We start from the raw sequence: 19,516 nt of genomic DNA on the forward strand, positions 1-19,516 counted from the left end.
GGAGCTGCCATGATCTTCACGCCGACTCCCATCGAGGGCGCCTGGCTGGTGGACCCGGAGCCGCTCGCCGACGAGCGCGGCTTCTTCGCCCGCACCGTGTGCGTGGACGCCTTCGCCGAGCGCGGGCTCAACGGCCGCTTCGTGCAGCAGAGCGTGTCGCGCAACACGCGCGCGGGCATCGTGCGCGGCATGCACCTGCAATACGAGCCCGCCGGCGAGGACAAGCTGGTGCGCGTCACCACCGGCGCGGTGTTCGACGCGCTGCTGGACCTGCGGCCCTATTCGGCCAGCTACCGCCAGTGGTTCTCGGTGGAGCTGTCGGCGCACAACCAGCGCGCGCTCTACATCCCGCGCGGCGTGGCGCACGGCTTCCAGACCCTGACCGAGCTGTCCGAGGTCTTCTACCAGATGACCGTGCCGTTCGCGCCCGCGCACAGCGGCGGCGTGCGCTGGGACGACCCGGAGACCGGCATCGCCTGGCCGCCGTGCGCGTCCCGGCTCGTCTCCGCCAAGGACATGGCGCTGCCGCGCCTGGCGGCGGCCCGCGCGTACTGAACCCTCATCCATACCGCATTCAACCGGTCACCGACCAACAAGCCAAACTTCGGAGCCAATCCATGAGTACCGACACCTTGCAGAAACTGTCCCAAGCCCTGCGCGAAGTTGGCAACAGCGAGGCCGCGCGCGACCGGCTGGTCGCCCTGTGCAAGTCCATCGAGGCCGACCTGTCCGGCTACGCGGGCAGCGTGCGCGACGACATCACCGGCCCCATCGTCGACGCCATGTACGACGACGACTCGCGCCTGCGCAAGACGCTGGCCGACGGCACCGTGTTCGAATTCCTCTACCGCACCAAGATCGCGCGCGACTTCCTCATGAGCACGCCGGCGCAGCCCGACCACGTGTGGGAGCCGCAGACCACCAAGCTGCTGGTCAAGCTGTGCCAGCGCGGCGGCAACGCGGTGGTGGGCGGCGCCTACTTCGGCGACCAGGTGATCCTGATGGCCCGGCAGCTGGCCGCCGCCGGCGGCACCTGCCACGCCTTCGAGCCCAACGCCGACCAGCTCGGCATGCTGCGCAACAACGCGAAGCTCAACGCGGTGGAGAACATCAAGAGCTGGCGCCTGGGCCTGTGGTCCGACAGCAGCACGCAGCTGCGCCTGGTCGGCAACGACTCGTTCGCCCACGCCGAGCGCGCCGAGGCCAGCACCGCCACCGACGACAGCAGCTTCGCCACCATCACCATCGACGACTACTGCGCGCAGCAGAAGCTCGACAAGCTCAGCCTCATCATGCTGGACATCGAGGGCGCCGAGCTCGACGTGTTCAAGGGCGCGAAGAACCAGTTGTCGCGCCCGGCCCCGGACGCGCCCAACATCGTGTTCGAGGTGCACCGCCACTACGTGGACTGGAGCAACGGCCTGGAAAACGCCGAGATCATCCGCATGCTGCAAGGCTTCGGCTACAGCGTGTTCGCGGTGCGCGACTTCAACTCCAACGTGGACATGTCCGGCCGCCCGATCGAGCTGATCCCGGTCGACGAGGTCTACCTGGAAGGCCCGGCGCACGGCTTCAACATGGTCGCGGTCAAGGACCCGGCGCTGCTGCAGGGCGCGGACTTCTCGGTCTGCCACCACGTCAGCCCCAAGCTGCTGTGGCACCGCGACCCGGCGCTGCACCACCCGCTGTCGTGAGCGGCGTGGGCGACGACGCGAGCGATGACGTGAGCAACGACGTGAGCGCCTCCACACCCGGCGGCCCCGCCGCGCCGTGCACCGTGATCGGCGGAGCCGGCTTCGTCGGCCAGCGCCTGGTGCGCGCGCTGCGCCACGCCGGGCATGAAGTCTACGTGCCGCGCCGCGACGACGCCGGCCTGTTCGAGCGCGACCTCGGCCGCGTGTTCTACTGCGCGGGCCTGACCGCCGATTTCGCCGCGCGCCCGTTCGACACGGTGGAAGCCCACGTCGGCCTGCTGGCGGCGCTGCTGCGCGCGGGCCGCTGGGACCACCTGATCTACCTGTCCTCGACCCGCCTGTACGACAGTTCCGCGCTGCCGGTGGGCGACGAAGCCGGCGCGCTCACGCTGCAGCCGGCCAACCCGCGCCACCTCTACGACCTGTCCAAGGCGCTGGGCGAGAACCTGTGCCTCACGCTGGCGCCGCGGCGCACCGCCGTGGCGCGCCTGTCGTGCGTGTTCGACTGGTGCGCCGGCGCGCCGGGCTTCCTCTCGGAATGGCTGCAGCGCGCCGCCGCCGAGCGCGCGTTCCGCCTCGACAGCGACGCCGCCTTCGTGCGCGACTACATCCATCTCGACGACGTGGTCCAGGCGCTGGCCGCCATGTCCGCGCAGGGCGCGCAAGGCATTTTCAACGTGGCCAGCGGCGCCAACGTCTCCAACGGCGAACTGGCCGAAGTGTTCAACCGCGCCGGCTGGCAGGTCGAGCTGGCCCGCGCCACCCGGCCCCAGCCGGCCGCGGTGTGCAGCGTGGCGCGCCTGCGCGCGCTGGGCGTGGCGCCGCGCGACGTGCGCGACGTAGTGGCCGCTCACCTGCAAGGAATCCGAACGTGGAACTGATCGACCAGACCCCGCAGAGCCTGGCGGCCTATACCTGCGCCCAGGTGGCCGCGCTGGTGCCGGACGGCAAGGCCGACGCCCTGCTGCCCGTGATCGCCCGCCACCAGCCCGAAGCGCTGGCCCGGCTCGAGCGCTGCATCGCCGCCGTGCGCATGTGGCAGCCCGGGCGCTTCAACTACCTGCATTCGAGCCAGTACTGCCAGTATCTCTATTACCTGGCCAACACCATCTGGCGCAACGAAGGCAACGCGCAGGCCTGCACGCGGCTGTTCCTGCTGAACAAGGCGCTCAACGGCATCGACATGTTCTACGAGGTCGAGCTGCCGGAAGTCTTCTTCATCGGCCACTCGGTCGGCATCGTGCTGGCAAAGGCGACCTACGGCAATTATCTGGTGCTGTACCAGAACTCCACGGTCGGCAAGAACCACGGCGTGGCGCCGGTGATCGGCGACGGCGTGGTGATGTATCCCAACACCGCCATCATCGGCCGCAGCCACGTGGGCGACGGCTCGGTCATCGCCCAGGGCGTGAGCGTGGTCAACCGCGACACGCCCGGGCATTGCCTCGTGTATGCCGGGCACGGCGGCGATCTGGTGTGCAAGCCGGCCCGCGAGCCGGGCGCGGCGGAGTATTTCCGGATATAAGGCAAAGGCAGCGGCGCCGGGAAATCCGGCACGGCGGCATTCGCCAGCCCCCGCCCAAAAAACGCAAAAACCCCCGCCCGCGCCCGCGAACGGAGGTCTTCTTCCGGCAAACGAACCATCCAGAACCGGCGCCGCCGGCCCGGCGGCCGTTACACCGTCATGCTCATGATTTCCTGGTAGGCGCCGGCCAGCCGGTTGCGCACCTGCACGGCGGTCTGGAACGACACGTTGGCCTTCTGCATGTCGATCATCACGTCGTTGAGCGACACGCCGGGCTTGCCCAGCTCGAAGGCGTCGGCCTGGCCGTAGGCGTGTTCCTGCACGGCGCTGACGCGCGCCAGCGAGCGCTGCAGTTCGCTGGCGAAGCTGCCCGGGCCGGCGGCCGCGGCCGTGGTGGCCTGGCTTTCCGTGCCAGTGGCGCTCTGGGCCAGCCCGCGCAACTGCTGCAGCATGCCGTCGATGGAAGAGATGGTAGTCATGGCGATCCGCTCGGAACCCGCCGCGCCCGCTCGGGGCAAGCCGGTCCCGGAAAGAGTCAAGTCGTTGAACATGGCGCCGGACCCTCCCCGCGCCGCTGCCGGCAAATCCGCCGGGGCACGCGCATGCCGCAAGACCGCATCCGCGCACGCCACCTGTGCCAGCCCCCGAAGCGTACCTGCCCCGCCGGGCGGCCCATTGCGGGAAATCGGGTGGAAAACGAGGCTTATTCCCGTGATTGTCGGCACCGCGCCTGGACGATGATCGATACCGTGCCGGATCTGGGGCGCTGCCGCGTTGCCGCGCCCGCTCCGGGACCCGAACCTTGATCAACTATCGCGGGGAGTACGCGTGTTTTGTCAGCAGCGTGATCTTAGCCATGCCGTAGCCGGGATGCTCCAGGCCAGCCGGGGTGGACAGGGCAGCCAGAGCGGCGCCCGCCATCCGGCCCTGCCCATCCTGGCCATGACCGGGGCGCGCGCATGAACGCCGTGGCCGCCCTGTCGGGCAAATCCGAGCTGTTCGAGCGCCTCAAGGCCAATCCGCGCCTGCCCATGATGCTGGGTGCCGCGGCGCTTGCCGCGGCCATCGCGGTGGGCGTGCTGTGGTCGCGCGCGCCGGACTACAAGGTGCTCTACAGCAACCTGTCCGAGCGCGACGGCGGTGCCGTCATCGCCTCCCTGCAGCAGATGAACGTGCCGTACAAGTTCGCCGAGGGCGGCGGTGCGGTCATGGTGCCCTCCGACAAGGTCCACGAGACCCGCCTGCGCCTGGCTTCCCAGGGCCTGCCCAAGAGCGGCACCACCGGCATGGAGCTGATGGACTCGCAGAAGTTCGGCATCAGCCAGTTCGCCGAGCAGGTCAACTACCAGCGCGGCCTGGAAGGCGAGCTGGCGCGCTCGATCGAGTCGATCGGCGCGGTGCAGTCCGCGCGCGTGCACCTGGCCATCCCCAAGCCCACGCTGTTCGTGCGCGAGCGCCAGAAGCCGACCGCCTCGGTGGTGCTGCAGCTCTACCCGGGCCGCGCCATCGACGACGGCCAGGTCGCGGCGATCAGCTACCTGGTGTCGTCCAGCGTGCCGGAACTCACGCCCAAGTCGATCTCCATCGTCGACCAGCACGGCAACCTGCTGTCGGGCAACGGCACCAACGAGCGCATGCTCGACGCCAGCCAGATCAAGTACGTGCAGGCGCTGGAGCGCAACTACGCGCAGCGCGTGGAAGCCATCCTGGCGCCGCTGGTCGGCCAGGACAACGTCAAGGCGCAGGTCACGGCCGACGTGGACTTCGCCATCGTCGAGCACACCGACGAGTCGTTCAAGCCCAACCAGGACCCGACCCGCGCGGCCATCCGCAGCCAGCAGTCGAGCGAATCGAGCCAGCAGGGCGCCGCGCCCGTCGGCGGCGTGCCCGGCGCGCTGTCCAACCAGCCGCCCGCGCCCGCCACCGCGCCGATCGCCACGGCCCAGCCGCCGCGCCCCGGCCAGCCCAACCAGCCGGGCCAGCAGCCCGGCCAGCAGGGCCAGGCCGGGCAGCCGGCTCAGACCGGCGCCACCAGCACGGCCCAGACCGGCCCGAGCAGCAACCGCAAGGACTCCACCACCAACTACGAGCTCGACCGCACCGTGCGCCACGTGCAGCAGGCCCCGGGCGGCGTGAAGCGCCTGTCGGTGGCGGTGGTGGTCAACTACCGCCAGAAGGCCGGCGCCAACGGCAAGATGGTGGCCGAGGCGCTGCCCGCCACGCAGCTCACCCAGATCGAGAACCTGACCAAGGAAGCGATGGGCTTCTCCGCCGAGCGCGGCGACTCGCTCAACGTGGTCAACAGCCCGTTTACCGCCGAGGTCGACATCAAGCCCGAACTGCCGCTGTGGAAGCAGCCGGACATGATCGCGCTGGCCAAGACCGTGGCCGGCTACCTGATGCTGGCCCTGCTGGCCGCGTTCGTGTGGTTCAAGATCGCCCGCCCGGTGCTGCGCAAGTACACCGCGCCGCCGCTGCCGCCGCCACAGGAGAAGACCGCCGAAGAGCAGGCCGTGCTGCTGCCCGCCGAAGAGCCGTCCAATCCGGAAGTCCTGCGGCTTGCCGCCAAATACGAAAGCGATCTCGCCCTGGTGCGCGACGCTGCGCAGCGCGACCCGCGCCTGGTCGCCAGCGTGATCAAGAACTGGATGTCCAAAGATGAACGATGAAGGGTTGCAGAAGAGCGCCATCCTGATGATGTCGCTCGGGGAAGACGCCGCGGCCGAGGTCTTCAAGCATCTCGGACCGCCGCAGGTGCAGGCCCTGGGCCAGGCGATGGCGGCGCTCACCTCGGTGACGCGCGAGCAGATGGCCGAGGTGCTGGCCGAGTTCCGCTCCGAGACCGAGCAGTACATGGCGCTGGACGTGGACTCGAGCACCTTCATCCGCAGCGTGCTGAACAAGGCGCTGGGCGAGGAGCGCGCGCTGTCGGTGATCGAGGACATCCTGGAGTCGCGCGACCCGGGCAGCGGCATCGACTCGCTGAACTGGATGGATTCCACCTCGGTGGCCGAGCTGATCCGCGACGAGCATCCGCAGATCATCGCCACCATCCTGATCCACCTGGACCGCCAGAAGTCGTCCGAGATCCTCGGCATGTTCACGGACCGCCTGCGCAACGACGTGATCCTGCGCATCGCCACCTTCGGCGGCGTGCAGCCGGGCGCGCTGCAGGAGCTGACCGACGTGCTGACCAAGCTGCTGGCGGGCCAGAGCCTCAAGCGCAGCCGCATGGGCGGCGTGCGCACCGCGGCCGAGATCATCAACCTGATGAGCACGGCCCACGAGGAAGCGGTCATCGAAGGCGTGCGCCTGCACGACGGCGACCTCGCCCAGAAGATCATCGACGAGATGTTCCTGTTCGAGAACCTGATGGAAGTGGACGACCGCGGCATCCAGCGCGTGCTCAAGGAAGTGGCCACCGAATCGCTCATCGTCGCGCTCAAGGGCGCGCCGGTGGAACTGCGCGACAAGTTCATCCGCAACATGTCTACCCGCGCCGGCGAAATGCTGCGCGAAGACCTCGAGGCGCTGGGCCCGGTACGGGTCTCGCAGGTCGAGGCCGAACAGAAGAACATCCTCCAGGTGGTGCGCCGCCTGGCCGAAGCCGGCGAAGTTGTAATCGGTGGTGGCGACGATGCCTACGTCTGAACGTGCCCTCGGCCAGTTCCGCGGTTATGCCGCGGACCCGGCCTACACGAATGCCCGCGGCGACCGCCAGGGCAACGGCAGCAACAGCGGCGGCGGCGACGGCGGCGATGGCCGCCGCGCGGGCGGCCGCGGCGGCCCGCGCCAGAATGGCCAGGGCAATCAAGGCGGCCAGGGCGGCCAGGGCGGCCAGAACGAATTCACCAGCTTCGCCCCGCCGGGCGGCCGCACCCCGCAGAAAAGCGGCTGGCAGCGCTGGCAGATGGTGTCGCTCGACCCGCGCGACGCCGAGCCGGCGCCGTCGGCGTTCATGCCGTTCGAGCCGGCCCCGCCCCCGATCGACTTCGCCGCGCTCGACGCCATGCGCGAAGGCGCGCGCAAGGAAGGCTACGCCCAGGGTTATACCCAGGGCCAGACCCAGGGCTACGGCGACGGCCACCGCGAGGGTTATGCGCGCGGCCTGGAAAGCGCGCGCGCCGAAGCCGGTCGCCTGCAGGAGCTGGCCGCCACCTTCAGCCACGCGCTAGGCCGCGTGGACGAGGAAGTGGCCCAGACCCTGATCGCGCTGGCGCTCGACGTGGCGCGCCAGCTGGTGCAGCAGACCGTGGCGGCCGATCCCGCGGTGCTGCTGCCGGCCGTGCGCGAGCTGCTGGCCGCCGAGCCGGCGCTGTCCGGCTCGCCCTGCCTGCTGCTCAACCCCGAAGACGTGGCGCTGGTGGAAACCCACCTGGCCGGCGAGCTCGAGGCCGCCGGCTGGAACGTGCGCGCCGAACCCGCGGTGGCGCGGGGCGGCTGCGTGGCCAGCGCCGCCAGCGGCGAACTCGACGCCACGCTGTCCACGCGCTGGAACCGCGTGGTCAAGGCGCTCGGCCGCGACGACCCGTGGGAGCCGCCCCATGCCTGACAACAGCGCGGCCAAGCCCGACCACGCCGCGCCGGCGCCTGCCGCGCCCGCGCTGCCCGGCCTGCACGGCCAGCGCTGGCGCGACGCGCTGGCCAGCGCCTCGGCCGGCCTCGCCGAACTCGACAGCAAGCGCAGCTGCGGCCGCCTGACGCGCGCCGCCGGCCTGGTGCTGGAGGCCGTGGGCCTGCGCATGCCGGTCGGCAGCGACTGCCTGATCGAGCTGCCCGGCGGCCAGTCGCCCGGCGGCAAGGGCACCGGCCCGCGCATGGCCGAGGCCGAAGTGGTCGGCTTCGGCGCCGACCGCCTCTACCTGATGCCGCAGTCCGACGTGGTCGGCCTGGTGCCCGGCGCGCGCGTGTACCCGCTCGAACCCACGCCGCGCCCCAGCGGCGACGCCGCCCCGCGCGAGCCCGGCTCCAAGCGCCTGCCGGTGGGCGAGGGGCTGCTGGGCCGCGTGCTCGACGCCGCCGGCCGCCCGCTCGACGGGCTCGGCCCCATCAGCGCCGCCACCGAGGTCACGCTCGGCGGCACCCAGATCAACCCGCTCGAGCGCGCCCCGATCGAGACCGTGCTGGACGTGGGCGTGCGCGCCATCAACGGCATGCTCACGGTCGGCCGCGGCCAGCGCATGGGCCTGTTCGCCGGCTCCGGCGTGGGCAAGAGCGTGCTGCTGGGCATGATGGCGCGCTACACCAGCGCCGAGGTCATCGTGGTCGGCCTGATCGGCGAGCGCGGCCGCGAAGTGAAGGACTTCATCGAGAACATCCTCGGCGAGGACGGCCGCCGGCGCTCGGTGGTGGTGGCGGCGCCCGCCGACACCTCGCCGCTGCTGCGCATGCAGGGCGCCGCCTACGCCACGCGCCTGGCCGAGTATTTCCGCGACCAGGGCCGCCACGTACTGCTCATCATGGACTCGCTCACGCGCTACGCGATGGCCCAGCGCGAGATCGCCCTGGCCATCGGCGAGCCGCCCGCCACCAAGGGCTATCCGCCCTCGGTGTTCGCCAAGCTGCCCACGCTGGTGGAGCGCACCGGCAACGGCCCCGAAGGCGGCGGCTCGATCACCGCGTTCTACACGGTGCTGACCGAGGGCGACGACCAGCAGGACCCGATCGCCGACTCCGCGCGCGCCATTCTCGACGGCCACATCGTGCTCTCGCGCAGCCTGGCCGAGTCGGGCCACTATCCGGCCATCGACGTGGAAGCCTCCATCAGCCGCGCCATGACGGCGCTGGTCGAGCCGATGCAGTTCGCCTCGGTGCGGCGCTTCAAGCAGCTGATGTCGCGCTACCAGCGCAACCGCGACCTGATCAGCGTGGGCGCCTACGTGCCCGGCAACGATCCGGAACTGGACCTCGCCATCCACCTGCACCCGCAGATGGAAGCGTTCCTCCAGCAGGACATCCACGAGCGCGCCGGCTACGACGCCTCGATCGGCCAGCTGCACGGCATCTTCCAACGGAGCGAACATGGCTAAGCCATCTGCATTGAATACCTTGGCCGACCTGGCCCAGAACGATACGGATGCGGCCGCGCGCGAGCTGGGCCGGCTGCAGGGCCTGCGCAACCAGGCCGAGCAGCAGCTTGCCGCGCTCACCCAGTACCGGCAGGAATACCGCGAGCGCATGCAGGCCATCGCCCAGGACGGCATGACCTCCACGCGCTGGCAGGACTTCGCCCAGTTCCTGGCCTCGCTCGACACCGCCATCCGCCAGCAGACCGAGGCGCTCGCGCGCGCCGAGGCGCAGCTGCTGGCCGGGCGCGCCAACTGGCAGCAGCAGAAGCGCCGCCAGAACTCGTTCGACACCCTCATCACCCGCGCCGAGACGCGCGAGCAGCAAGCCCTCTCGCGCCGCGAGCAGCGCGACACCGACGAATACGCCGCGCGCGCCGCCCGCCTGCAAGTCGCCGACCGCCACCGCTAAGCCGCCAGACACCGACCATGATCGATATCACCCAGATTGTCAGCAACACCGCCAGCAGCGCGGCCGCCTCGCGCAGCGCCGGCAGCACCGACGCCGCGCAGCAGGGCTTCGGCGACGCGCTGGCGCGCGCGCGCGACGACGGCAATGCCAATGGCGCCAAGAATGCCGGCAACAGCGGCAACGCCGGCAGCCAGACCGCCGCCCCGGCACAGGACACGCAGAACACGCAGAACGCCCAGAACGGCAACGCCGCGCAGAACAGCGCCGCCCAGGGCACGCAAGGCAATACGGTGGCCGGCAAGCCCGCGCGGCCGGGCGGCAAGGACGGCGCCAGGAACGGCGGCAAGGATGGCGACAAGGACGGCGAAGCGGCCGACGCGCAGGCCGTGAACCCGGCCGCCCAGGCCGCCGCCGCCGCGCTGGCCGTGCTGCTGCCGGCGCAACCGGCCCAGCCCGCCGCGCCGGCCACGGCCGGCGACGGCGCCCTGCCCGGCGTGGCCGCGGCCGCCCTCGGCGGGCAGGCCGGCCTGCCCGGCCTGAAGGACCCCACGCTGCCGTCGGCCGCCGCCGCCGGCACTGCCGCGGCCGACGCCGCGGCGGCGGCCTCGAGCGCCGCCGACACGCTGGCCACCATCGCGTCCCAGCGCGCCGCGCTGCAGCCCGTGCCGCAGCACACCGCCGCCACACAGGCCGCCGACCGGCCCGCCACCGCCGCCACGGCCGATGCCGCCAAGGCCGGCCCCGACCTGGCTGCCAGCCTCAAGACCGCCATCGCCGGCCAGCAAGGCGGCGGCACCAGTGGCGGCGGCCAGTCCGCCGGCCAGCAGGGCACGGCCGGCCAGCAGCACAAGGCGCCGCTCCAGCCTGGCGAAGCCATCGGCGCCAGGAGCCCGCTGGCGCCCGCCGCCGACACCGCCGCGGCCGCCGCCCCGACCAGCGCGTCGCAGTTCGCCGCCGCGCTGCGCGCGGCCGAGCCCGCCGCCACCGAGGCGGCCCCCGCCGACACGGCGGCCAGCACCCTGGCCGCCGCCGGCACGATGGCCGCCGGCCCCGCGCCGACCAGCAGCGGCCTGTCGCCCGCGACCTCGCTGCCGGTGGCGCCGCCGGTCGGCGACGGCCAGTGGCCGCAGGCGCTCAGCCAGCAGATGGTGCGCCTGTCGACGCAGGGCAACCACACCGCCGAGCTGCAGCTCAACCCGCCCGACCTCGGCCCGCTCAAGGTCGTGCTCAGCGTGGTCAACGACCAGGCGCAGGCGCAGTTCGTCTCCCCGCACGCCGCCGTGCGCGCGGCGGTGGAAGCCGCGCTGCCGCACCTGCGCAGCGCGATGGCCGACAGCGGCATCCAGCTCGGCCAGGCCTCGGTCGGCGCCGACAGCTTTGCCGGCCAGCCCGGCAGCGGCCAGCCGCAGCAGCAGCGCCAGCCCGGCAGCCAGCAGACCGCCTTCGGCGCGCCGGCGGGCAGCCAGCCGGCCCCGGCCGGCGCCGTTGCCGCGCCCGCGCGCACCCTGGCCCGCGGCGAGGTCGACACCTTCGCGTGATCCCGGCCGCGCACGGCGGGCCGGCGCGCACCAGCGCCCCGCCCGCCGGCGGCCATCGCGGACCACGCGCGCCGTCGCGCGCCAGCGCGAGCCAGCGCGAGCCAGCGCGAGCCAGCGCGCGCGATCGCGCCTACCATGTGGTTTGAGCGCAGGCCCGCCGCCTGCGTCCCCGGCCACCATGACCTTCGATCTCTTCGATTCCCTGCCGCAGCTGGACCCGCCCCACGCCGAGCCGCTCGTGCCCGGCGCGACCGTCCTGCGCGGCTTTGCCCGCGCCCATGAGCAGGCGCTGCTCGCCGCCGTGCGCGAGGTCGCCGCGCAGGCGCCGTGGCGCCACCTGATCACGCCGGGCGGGCAGCACATGTCGGTGGCGATGACCAACTGCGGCCGGTTCGGCTGGGTCTCCGACGCCAGCGGCTACCGCTACGAGCCGGCGGACCCGCTCGGCGGCGCGCCGTGGCCGCCGATGCCCGCCAGCTTCCTGGCGCTGGCGCGCGCGGCCGCCGCCGAGGCCGGTTTCGCGGGGTTCAGCCCGGACGCCTGCCTGCTCAACCGCTACCTGCCCGGCACGCGCCTGTCCCTGCACCAGGACCGCGACGAACTCGACCTGCGCGCGCCCATCGTCTCGGTCTCGCTGGGCCTGCCCGCGGTCTTCCTGTTCGGCGGCCTGCGGCGCGCCGACCCGTGCCAGCGCGTGCGCCTGGCCCACGGCGACGTGGTGGTGTGGGGCGGCCCGGCGCGGCTGGCCTTCCACGGCATCGCGCCGCTGGCCGACGGCGACCACCCGCTGACCGGGCGCGAGCGCATCAACCTGACGTTGCGCAAGACACGCTAGCCGGCGCCGCCGCCATTGCCGAAAACGCGCGACTGCGCGTATGCTGCTCGCGCCGCCGGCATCTCCCGGTAGCGGCATCTCCCGATAGCGCGCCCGACCCTCCCGACAGGACATCCGAATTGCCCCGCATCTGCCTGAACATGATCGTGAAGAACGAGGCGCCCGTGATCGCGCGCTGCCTCGCGTCGGTCAAGCCGTGGATCGACCGCTGGGCGATCGTCGACACCGGCTCCACCGACGGCACCCAGGCGCTGGTGCGCGCGTGCATGGACGGCCTGCCCGGCGAACTGCACGAGCGGGCGTGGGTGGACTTTGCCCACAACCGCAACGAAGCGCTGGCGCTGGCGCGCGCCAACGCCGGCGCCGGCGACTACGTGCTGTTCATCGACGCCGACGAGACCCTGCGCGTGCCGCCCGGCTTCCGCTGGCCCGCGCTGGGCGCCGACGGCTACCGTTTCCTGTGCGAGCTGGGCGGCTGGCACTACCGGCGCAACGCGCTGGTGGCCGCCGGCCAGCCGTGGCGCTGGGAAGGCGTGCTGCACGAATACCTGACGCAGGACGCGCCGCACGCATGGCAGCACCTGGACGGCCCCGCCATCGTGGTGTCGCGCGACGGCGCGCGGGCGCGCGATCCGCATACCTACCTGCGCGACATCGAGGTGCTGGAGCGCGCGCTGGAGAAGGAGCCGGCCAATCCGCGCTACCGCTTCTACCTGGCGCAGAGCTACCGCGACGCGGGGAACGTGGAGGCCAGCCTGGCGCAGTACCGCGCGCGCGCCGCGCTGGAGGGATGGGACGAGGAGCGCTGGTTCGCGCTGTTCCAGATCGGCGTGCTGACCGAACGGCTGGCCGCGGCGGACGCGAGCGTCGCCGCCGGCGCCGTGCGCGACGCCTACCTGGCCGCCTACCAGGCGCGTCCGGCGCGCGCCGAGCCGCTGTGCGAGCTGGCCCGCTGGCACCGCCTGCGCGGCGAGTTCGCGCAGGCGCACCTGTACGCGCAGCAGGCCGCGGCGCTGGCGGTGCCGGACGACTCGCTGTTCGTCGACACCTCGGTCTACAGCTGGCGCGCGCTCGACGAACTCGTGGTCAGCGCTTACTACATCGGCGCGCTCGACCAGGGCCGCGCCGCGCTGCGCAAGCTGCTGGCCGACCGGCGGTTTCCCGAGTCCGAGCGCGCCCGCATCGAGGCCAACCGGCCGTTCTACGGTTTGTAGGCGCTCGCCTTGCGCCCGCCCCTTGCGCGGCAGCCGGCGCCGCTCAGCCGCGGTCGACCCAGTTGACCCGGGGAAACTTGCTGGCGAACGCCGCCGGCATCGGCATCACCTGCTTGCGCGCATAGCTGAAGAAGACGAAGCCGGACTTGGCCAGCGCGATCAGCGCGCCGTCGCTCGGGCGCGTGATGCGGAAGGTGATGTCGCCGCCGTAGCGGTTGAAGTCCATCACGCCCACCTCGAACAAAAGCTGGTCGCGCGCATGCGCCTCGTTGCGGTAGGTGGTGGCAAGATCGGTGACGATGGTGCCGACCTGCTCGGTCTCGGCCGCCTCGCCGTCGCCGCTGCGCAGGTCGAACAGGAAACGCGCGCGCGCCTCGGAGATCATCGAGATCATCGAGTCGTTGCCGAGGTGGTTGGCGCTGTTGATGTCCGTCACGCGCACCGTGAGATGGGTGCTGTAGTAGTACTGGTCTTCGGGGAACTCGAGCTTGAGGCGGGCCATGATGCGGTGAAGGCGTGAGCGTGGAATGGGCAAAAAGAAAGGCCCCGGGAAGGGGCCTGACTGGGACTGCTGGCGAGGAGTGCCGACCGTTGGCTCCCCTCTCCCGCCTGCGGGAAAGGGGAGCACACCACCGCCGGTCCCGTGCCTTACATCGACACCGTATCCGCCACGTCCTTGAAGTCTTCGATCTGGTCGAAGTTCATGTACTTGTAGATCTTGTCGCCGTTGGCGCTCAGCACGCCCATGTCGGCCATGTACTCTTCCTTGGTCGGGATGCGGCCGAGGCGCGAGCAGATGGCGGCCAGTTCGGCCGAGCCCAGGTACACGTTGGTGTTCTTGCCCAGGCGGTTGGGGAAGTTGCGGGTGCTGGTGGACATCACCGTGGCGCCTTCGCGCACCTGTGCCTGGTTGCCCATGCACAGCGAGCAGCCCGGCATTTCGGTGCGGGCGCCGGCGGTGCCGAACACGCCGTAGTGGCCTTCCTCGGTCAGTTGCTTGGCGTCCATCTTGGTCGGCGGGGCGACCCACAGCTTGACCGGGATGTCGCGCTTGCCTTCGAGCAGCTTGGACGCCGCGCGGAAGTGGCCGATGTTGGTCATGCACGAGCCGATGAAAACTTCGTCGATCTTGGCGCCGGCCACGTCGGACAGGGTCTTGACGTCGTCCGGGTCGTTCGGGCAGGCCACGATGGGCTCGTGGATGTCGGCCAGGTCGATCTCGATGACCGAGGCGTATTCGGCGTCGGCGTCCGGCTGCAGCAGCTCGGGGCTGGCCAGCCAGGCTTCCATCGCCTTGATGCGGCGCTGCAGGCTGCGCGCGTCGGCGTAGCCTTCGGCGATCATCCACTTCAGCAGCGTGATGTTGCTGTTGATGTATTCGATGATCGGTTCCTTGTTCAGGCGCACCGTGCAGCCGGCGGCCGAGCGCTCGGCGGAGGCGTCGGACAGCTCGAACGCTTGCTCGACCTTCAGGTCGGGCAGGCCTTCGATTTCCAGGATGCGGCCGGAGAAGATGTTCTTCTTGCCTTGCTTGGCCACGGTCAGCTCGCCCGACTTGATGGCGTACAGCGGGATCGCGTTGACCAGGTCGCGCAGGGTCACGCCGGGCTGCATCTTGCCCTTGAAGCGCACCAGCACCGATTCCGGCATGTCCAGCGGCATCACGCCGGTGGCGGCGGCGAAGGCCACCAGGCCCGAGCCCGCCGGGAAGCTGATGCCGATCGGGAAGCGGGTGTGCGAGTCGCCGCCGGTGCCGACGGTGTCGGGCAGCAGCATGCGGTTCAGCCACGAGTGGATCACGCCGTCGCCGGGGCGCAGCGAGATGCCGCCACGGGTGCTGATGAACTGCGGCAGCGTGTGGTGGGTCTTGACGTCCACGGGCTTCGGATACGCGGCGGTGTGGCAGAACGACTGCATCACCAGGTCGGCCGAGAAGCCCAGGCAGGCCAGGTCCTTCAGCTCGTCGCGGGTCATCGGGCCGGTGGTGTCCTGCGAGCCGACCGAGGTCATCTTCGGTTCGCAGTAGGTGCCCGGGCGCACGCCCTTGCCTTCGGGCAGGCCGCAGGCGCGGCCGACCATCTTCTGGGCCAGCGTGTAGCCGCGGCCGGTGTCGGCCGGGTTCTGCGGCAGGCGGAACAGCGTGGACGGGGCCAGGCCGAGCGCTTCGCGCGCCTTGGCGGTCAGGCCGCGGCCGACGATCAGCGGAATGCGGCCGCCGGCGCGCACTTCGTCGAACAGCACGTCGGACTTGACCTGGAATTCGGCGACGACCTGGCCGTTCTTCAAGGCCTTGCCGTCATAGGGGCGCAGTTCGATGACGTCGCCCATTTCCATCTGCGACACGTCCAGCTCGATCGGCAGCGCGCCGGCGTCTTCCATCGTGTTGTAGAAGATCGGGGCGATCTTGCTGCCCAGGCACACGCCGCCGAAGCGCTTGTTCGGCACGAACGGGATGTCTTCGCCGGTGAACCACAGCACCGAGTTGGTGGCGGACTTGCGGCTGGAGCCGGTGCCGACCACGTCGCCCACGTAGGCGACCAGGTTGCCCTTTTCCTTGAGCGATTCGATGAACTTGACCGGGCCGCGCTTGCCGTCTTCTTCCGGGGTGATGCCGGGGCGCGCGTTCTTCAGCATGGCCAGCGCGTGCAGCGGAATGTCCGGGCGGGTGGTGGCGTCGGGGGCCGGCGAGAGGTCGTCGGTATTGGTTTCGCCCGAGACCTTGAACACCGTCACGGTCAGGCTTTGCGGCACTTCCGGGCGGCTGGTGAACCATTCGGCGTCGGCCCAGCTTTGCAGCACGGACTTGGCGTTGGCGTTGCCCTGGTCGGCCTTTTCCTTGACGTCGTGGAAGGCATCGAACATCAGCAGGGTCTTCTTGAGCGCGGCGGCGGCGACGGTGCCGACTTCGGCGTCGTCCAGCAGCTCGATCAGCGGCGAGATGTTGTAGCCGCCCAGCATGGTGCCCAGCAGTTCGGTGGCGCGCGCGCGCGTGATCAGCGGGCAGGCTTCCTTGCCCAGCGCCACGGCGGCCAGGTACGAGGCCTTGACCTTGGCGGCATCGTCCACGCCGGCCGGCACGCGGTGGGTGATCAGCTCGACCAGGGCCTGCTCTTCGCCGGCGGGCGGGTTCTTCAGGAGTTCGATCAGCTCCGCAGTTTGCTTCGCGGTCAGCGGCAGAGGGGGAATGCCAAGCGCGGCGCGTTCGGCTACATGGGCGCGATAGGTATCAAGCATGGGATCCTGCGGGGTAATAGGGGTTGGGAAGACCTAGTTGTGCCGTGATTGTAGAGTGAAGTGCGTCCGCGGTCAAATGTCTTATATCTTATATAAGAGTTGAATTACACAATCACAGTAAAAACAATGACTTGGACTTCCCGCTCCGTCGGAAACCCACAACAGGAGACCTTGACCAAATTGCTCGGGCAATCCCCCGGGAAAGGCCCCGGCGAGCCCGTTCAGCCGTAGTGCGCGTCGTCCAGCAGCATGTCCTCGAAGAACGCGCCGAAGCGGTGCCGCGGGTCGCGCAGGTGGATTTCCAGGATCCAGCGCATCGGCAGCGGGCAGCTTTCCAGGTCGGCCAGCGAGCCGGTGTAGATGGTGGCGTGCGGGAAGTCCGAGACGCGGTGGCCGGGCAGGTCGAAATTCAGCTCCCAGCCCATCTTGCGCGCGGTGCGGTCGGCGTGGTCGTAGAGCGCGTGGCCGGTCAGCCCTTCCTTGCGCCAGACCGCGCGCACGTCGTGGAACAGCGCCTCGGCGTCGCGCGCGCAGCGGGCGTATTCGGCGTCGTGGCCGACCGTGAAGCTGGCGCCGCCGTCGCCCTCCCAGGCGTCCACGCGCGGGGCGATGTCGATGAAGAAAAGGTCGTTTTCCCGCAGCACCACGCCGGGCACCGAGGCCTGCTTCATCGGCTTGATGGTGTTGCCGCCGAAGCGCACGCGGGTGGGGTGCCAGCTCAGCGCGAGGCCGGCGTCGAGCAGCACCGAGCGGGCCATCGCCACGGCGTCTTCCTCGACCATGCCGGGCGCCACGCGGGCGGCGATCTCGCGGATGGCCTGGCGCGTCTTGTCGCGCGCCAGCAGCATGCCGTCGACGGAAAAGGCGGGGCCGACACGTTCGGCGGCGGCAACATCGGTCTTTGTCATGGGTCTCTCCGGGTCAGGTGGCGCGCGCCGTGTGCGGCGCCGGGCAGGAACCAGTATGGAGAGCGGGCGGCCCGGGCAGAACCGCCTCCGGCGGTGCCCTGGCGCCAAATGGCGGCGTTTTCGCGCCAGCGCGGGCCGCGCCGCCCGGCTAACATGGCGGCCATCGCCTCCCGCCATCCGGCCCGCCCATGAACCGATCCGTCGCCATCCTTGTCTTTCCCGGCGTGCAGGCGCTGGACGTCAGCGGCCCGCTCGACGTGTTCGCCGAGGCCAATCGCTTCCTGCTGCCCGGGGACCGCTACCAGCTCGGGCTGATCGGCACCGAGCGCGGGCCGGTGGCCTGCTCCAACGGCATGGTGCTGCACCCCCAGCGGCATTTCGCCGACATCGACGCCAGCGCCGGCGCCGACACCGATGTCCCCGGCCTGCTGCTGGTGGCCGGCGGCCCCACGCTGCCCGAGCGGGCCTTTCCCGCCGCGCTGTACGCGTGGCTGCGCCAGGCCAGCCAGCGCGCCGCGCGCTTCGGCTCGATCTGCAACGGCGCCTTCCTGCTGGCCGGCGCCGGGCTGCTCGACGGGCGCACCGTGACCACCCACTGGAACGACGTGGCCGCGCTGGCCGCGCGCTGCCCGGCCGCCCGCGTGGAGGCGGACCGCATCTACGCGCAGGACGGCAGCCTCTACACCTCGGCCGGCGTCACCGCCGGCATCGACCTGTCGCTGTACCTGCTGGCGCAGGACCACGGCGAGGAAGTGGCGCTCAACGTAGCCAAGCGGCTGGTGGTGTTCATCCGCCGCGCCGGCGGCCAGTCGCAGTTCAGCCCCTACCTGACCCCGCTGGCGGAGGCGGCGTCGCCGGTGGCGCAGGTCCAGCAGTATGTGCTGGCTCACCTCACCGAGGATCTCACCCTCGACCGGCTGGCGGCGGTGGCCAGGATGAGCAGCCGCAACTTCTCGCGCATCTTCGCGCGCGACGCCCGCGCGACCCCGGCCGAGTTCGTCGAAAGCGCCCGGCTGGACGCCGCCCGCGTCATGCTCGAGCGCAGCGCGGTGCCGCTGAAGACGGTCGCCTACGCATGCGGGTTCCGCGATCCGCATCACATGCGCGCGGTGTTCCGCCGCCGGCTCGGCGTCTCGCCGCAGCAGTACCGGCACAGCTTCGGCGGCCCGGCCGAGGCACAAGCGCCAATGGAATCAAGCAGTTAGCCGGCCGGCGCGGCGGCGCGGCGCGCGCCGGCCCCGGGGCGCGGCCGGCCGCGCGGAGTGGCGCCGGCCATTCACGGCGCCGCCCCGCCGCCACCCTGCAGCCACCCCGCCACCACCGGCCACCGCCCGCCGCGCGGCCCGGGGCGCGGGTCTGCGGCGGGCGTCCGGCCCATCGCGGGCGCAATTCCGGCTCAAGTTCCGTGCACGCCATTCGTTAACCCCCAGTAAGACCATCCGCATCATCCGGATGACGCACCCGCTTGGCTCAAATGGCCAAGCTGAGCGGGTTTCACCCTTTTTTTCGGCCCTTTGCTTGCCCTGTCTTCACCCAAGAATGGCAGGGCATTCCGATACAGGCATCTCATGGCGACTACGCTCACTTCTTCCCAGGCTGACGGCAACAAGAGCAAGCGCGGGCGACTGCTGCTGGTTCTCGGCGTCGTGATCGTCGCGGCGCTGGGTGCCGGGGGCTTTTTTCTGGGCAACATCCTGAGCAACCGCCAGCCGCCGGTGCCGGCGGCTCCGGTCGTGCCGCCGCCGATCTTCGTGCCGCTGGAGCCGTTCACCGTCAATCTCAAGAGCGAAGATGGCGACCGTTTCCTGCACACCGGCCTGTCGCTGAAGGTGGCGGACGCGAAGGATCAGACGCGCATCACCGAGTACCTGCCGGAAGTCCGTAGCCGGATCCTGCTGCTGCTGTCGGCCAAGCAGCCGCCCGACCTGGCGACGGTGGAAGGCAAGCGCCGCCTGGCGCAGGAAATCCAGCGCGCCGTCAACCAGCCGTTCGCGCCCAACCTGCCGGCTCAGCAGGTCGTGGACGTCCTATTCACATCCTTCGTGGTGCAGTAAGCACGTGCCCTGCCCCACCAGCAAATCCGACATGAAT

18 protein-coding genes are annotated in these 19,516 nt (G+C 70.9%); 14 read left to right on the forward strand and 4 right to left on the reverse strand.

What is annotated here, in order from left to right; genetic code table 11:
* Positions 1-9 precede the first annotated feature (9 nt).
* The 4 genes from rfbC (at position 10) to ACWTPI_RS31485 (ending at position 3,219) form a co-directional block, all read left to right on the forward strand.
* The gene (gene rfbC, locus ACWTPI_RS31470) at positions 10-555 is read left to right on the forward strand and encodes a dTDP-4-dehydrorhamnose 3,5-epimerase (protein WP_059412388.1); all 546 of its coding nucleotides are present in this window, start codon (positions 10-12) and stop codon (positions 553-555) included.
* Positions 556-617: 62 nt separating this feature from the next.
* On the forward strand, positions 618-1,694 hold the full coding sequence (locus ACWTPI_RS31475) for an FkbM family methyltransferase (protein ID WP_059412387.1): 1,077 nt from the start codon (positions 618-620) through the stop codon (positions 1,692-1,694).
* A 29-nt stretch (positions 1,695-1,723) separates the two neighbouring features.
* Positions 1,724-2,575, forward strand: a complete 852-nt coding sequence (locus ACWTPI_RS31480) for an NAD-dependent epimerase/dehydratase family protein (RefSeq protein WP_197090360.1) — start codon at positions 1,724-1,726, stop codon at positions 2,573-2,575.
* Positions 2,566-3,219 carry an LbetaH domain-containing protein gene (locus ACWTPI_RS31485; protein ID WP_059412385.1) on the forward strand — a complete coding sequence of 218 codons (654 nt, stop codon included), beginning with the start codon at positions 2,566-2,568 and terminating at the stop codon, positions 3,217-3,219. The genes ACWTPI_RS31480 and ACWTPI_RS31485 overlap by 10 nt, the downstream gene beginning before the upstream one ends.
* A gap of 149 nt (positions 3,220-3,368) precedes the next feature.
* Here the strand turns inward: ACWTPI_RS31485 and fliE are convergent, their stop codons facing one another.
* A complete protein-coding gene (fliE, locus tag ACWTPI_RS31490) occupies positions 3,369-3,698 on the reverse strand; it encodes a flagellar hook-basal body complex protein FliE (protein WP_454733732.1) in 330 nt (109 codons plus the stop codon).
* A gap of 480 nt (positions 3,699-4,178) precedes the next feature.
* On the opposite strand from fliE, the gene fliF reads away from it, so the two are divergent.
* The 8 genes from fliF (at position 4,179) to ACWTPI_RS31530 (ending at position 13,283) form a co-directional block, all read left to right on the forward strand.
* Complete coding sequence (gene fliF / locus ACWTPI_RS31495; protein WP_020205883.1) at positions 4,179-5,888, forward strand: flagellar basal-body MS-ring/collar protein FliF; 1,710 nt, start codon at positions 4,179-4,181, stop codon at positions 5,886-5,888.
* On the forward strand, positions 5,878-6,870 hold the full coding sequence (gene fliG / locus ACWTPI_RS31500; RefSeq protein WP_029044219.1) for a flagellar motor switch protein FliG: 993 nt from the start codon (positions 5,878-5,880) through the stop codon (positions 6,868-6,870). The genes fliF and fliG overlap by 11 nt, the downstream gene beginning before the upstream one ends.
* A complete protein-coding gene (gene fliH / locus ACWTPI_RS31505; protein WP_454733733.1) occupies positions 6,857-7,771 on the forward strand; it encodes a flagellar assembly protein FliH in 915 nt (304 codons plus the stop codon). Before fliG ends, fliH begins: the two co-directional genes overlap by 14 nt.
* Positions 7,764-9,248 (forward strand): flagellar protein export ATPase FliI, encoded by a 1,485-nt coding sequence (gene fliI / locus ACWTPI_RS31510; protein WP_020205880.1) that lies wholly within the window; start codon positions 7,764-7,766, stop codon positions 9,246-9,248. The genes fliH and fliI overlap by 8 nt, the downstream gene beginning before the upstream one ends.
* Positions 9,241-9,696, forward strand: coding sequence for a flagellar export protein FliJ (gene fliJ / locus ACWTPI_RS31515; protein WP_029044218.1), 456 nt, complete (start codon positions 9,241-9,243; stop codon positions 9,694-9,696). Before fliI ends, fliJ begins: the two co-directional genes overlap by 8 nt.
* Before the next feature lie 17 nt (positions 9,697-9,713).
* Positions 9,714-11,234 (forward strand): flagellar hook-length control protein FliK, encoded by a 1,521-nt coding sequence (locus tag ACWTPI_RS31520; RefSeq protein WP_454733734.1) that lies wholly within the window; start codon positions 9,714-9,716, stop codon positions 11,232-11,234.
* Between the two features lie 178 nt (positions 11,235-11,412).
* Positions 11,413-12,069 (forward strand): DNA oxidative demethylase AlkB, encoded by a 657-nt coding sequence (alkB, locus tag ACWTPI_RS31525; protein WP_454733735.1) that lies wholly within the window; start codon positions 11,413-11,415, stop codon positions 12,067-12,069.
* Between the two features lie 119 nt (positions 12,070-12,188).
* Entirely contained in the window at positions 12,189-13,283 is a 1,095-nt protein-coding gene (locus ACWTPI_RS31530; protein WP_454733736.1) for a tetratricopeptide repeat-containing glycosyltransferase, read from the forward strand.
* Between the two features lie 43 nt (positions 13,284-13,326).
* Here the strand turns inward: ACWTPI_RS31530 and ACWTPI_RS31535 are convergent, their stop codons facing one another.
* From ACWTPI_RS31535 to ACWTPI_RS31545, 3 genes are all read right to left on the reverse strand, one after another.
* Positions 13,327-13,785, reverse strand: coding sequence for a thioesterase family protein (locus ACWTPI_RS31535; RefSeq protein ID WP_020201835.1), 459 nt, complete (start codon positions 13,783-13,785; stop codon positions 13,327-13,329).
* Positions 13,786-13,931: 146 nt separating this feature from the next.
* The gene (gene acnB, locus ACWTPI_RS31540; RefSeq protein ID WP_020201834.1) at positions 13,932-16,517 is read right to left on the reverse strand and encodes a bifunctional aconitate hydratase 2/2-methylisocitrate dehydratase; all 2,586 of its coding nucleotides are present in this window, start codon (positions 16,515-16,517) and stop codon (positions 13,932-13,934) included.
* 221 nt (positions 16,518-16,738) lie between these two features.
* Positions 16,739-17,425, reverse strand: a complete 687-nt coding sequence (locus ACWTPI_RS31545) for a M24 family metallopeptidase (RefSeq protein WP_020201833.1) — start codon at positions 17,423-17,425, stop codon at positions 16,739-16,741.
* A 188-nt stretch (positions 17,426-17,613) separates the two neighbouring features.
* On the opposite strand from ACWTPI_RS31545, the gene ACWTPI_RS31550 reads away from it, so the two are divergent.
* Positions 17,614-18,630 (forward strand): GlxA family transcriptional regulator, encoded by a 1,017-nt coding sequence (locus tag ACWTPI_RS31550; RefSeq protein ID WP_454733737.1) that lies wholly within the window; start codon positions 17,614-17,616, stop codon positions 18,628-18,630.
* A 363-nt stretch (positions 18,631-18,993) separates the two neighbouring features.
* Positions 18,994-19,479 (forward strand): flagellar basal body-associated protein FliL, encoded by a 486-nt coding sequence (gene fliL, locus ACWTPI_RS31555; RefSeq protein WP_020201831.1) that lies wholly within the window; start codon positions 18,994-18,996, stop codon positions 19,477-19,479.
* The last annotated feature ends 37 nt before the right edge of the window (positions 19,480-19,516 follow it).

The sequence above is a fragment of the Cupriavidus ulmosensis genome, from assembly GCF_977008105.1.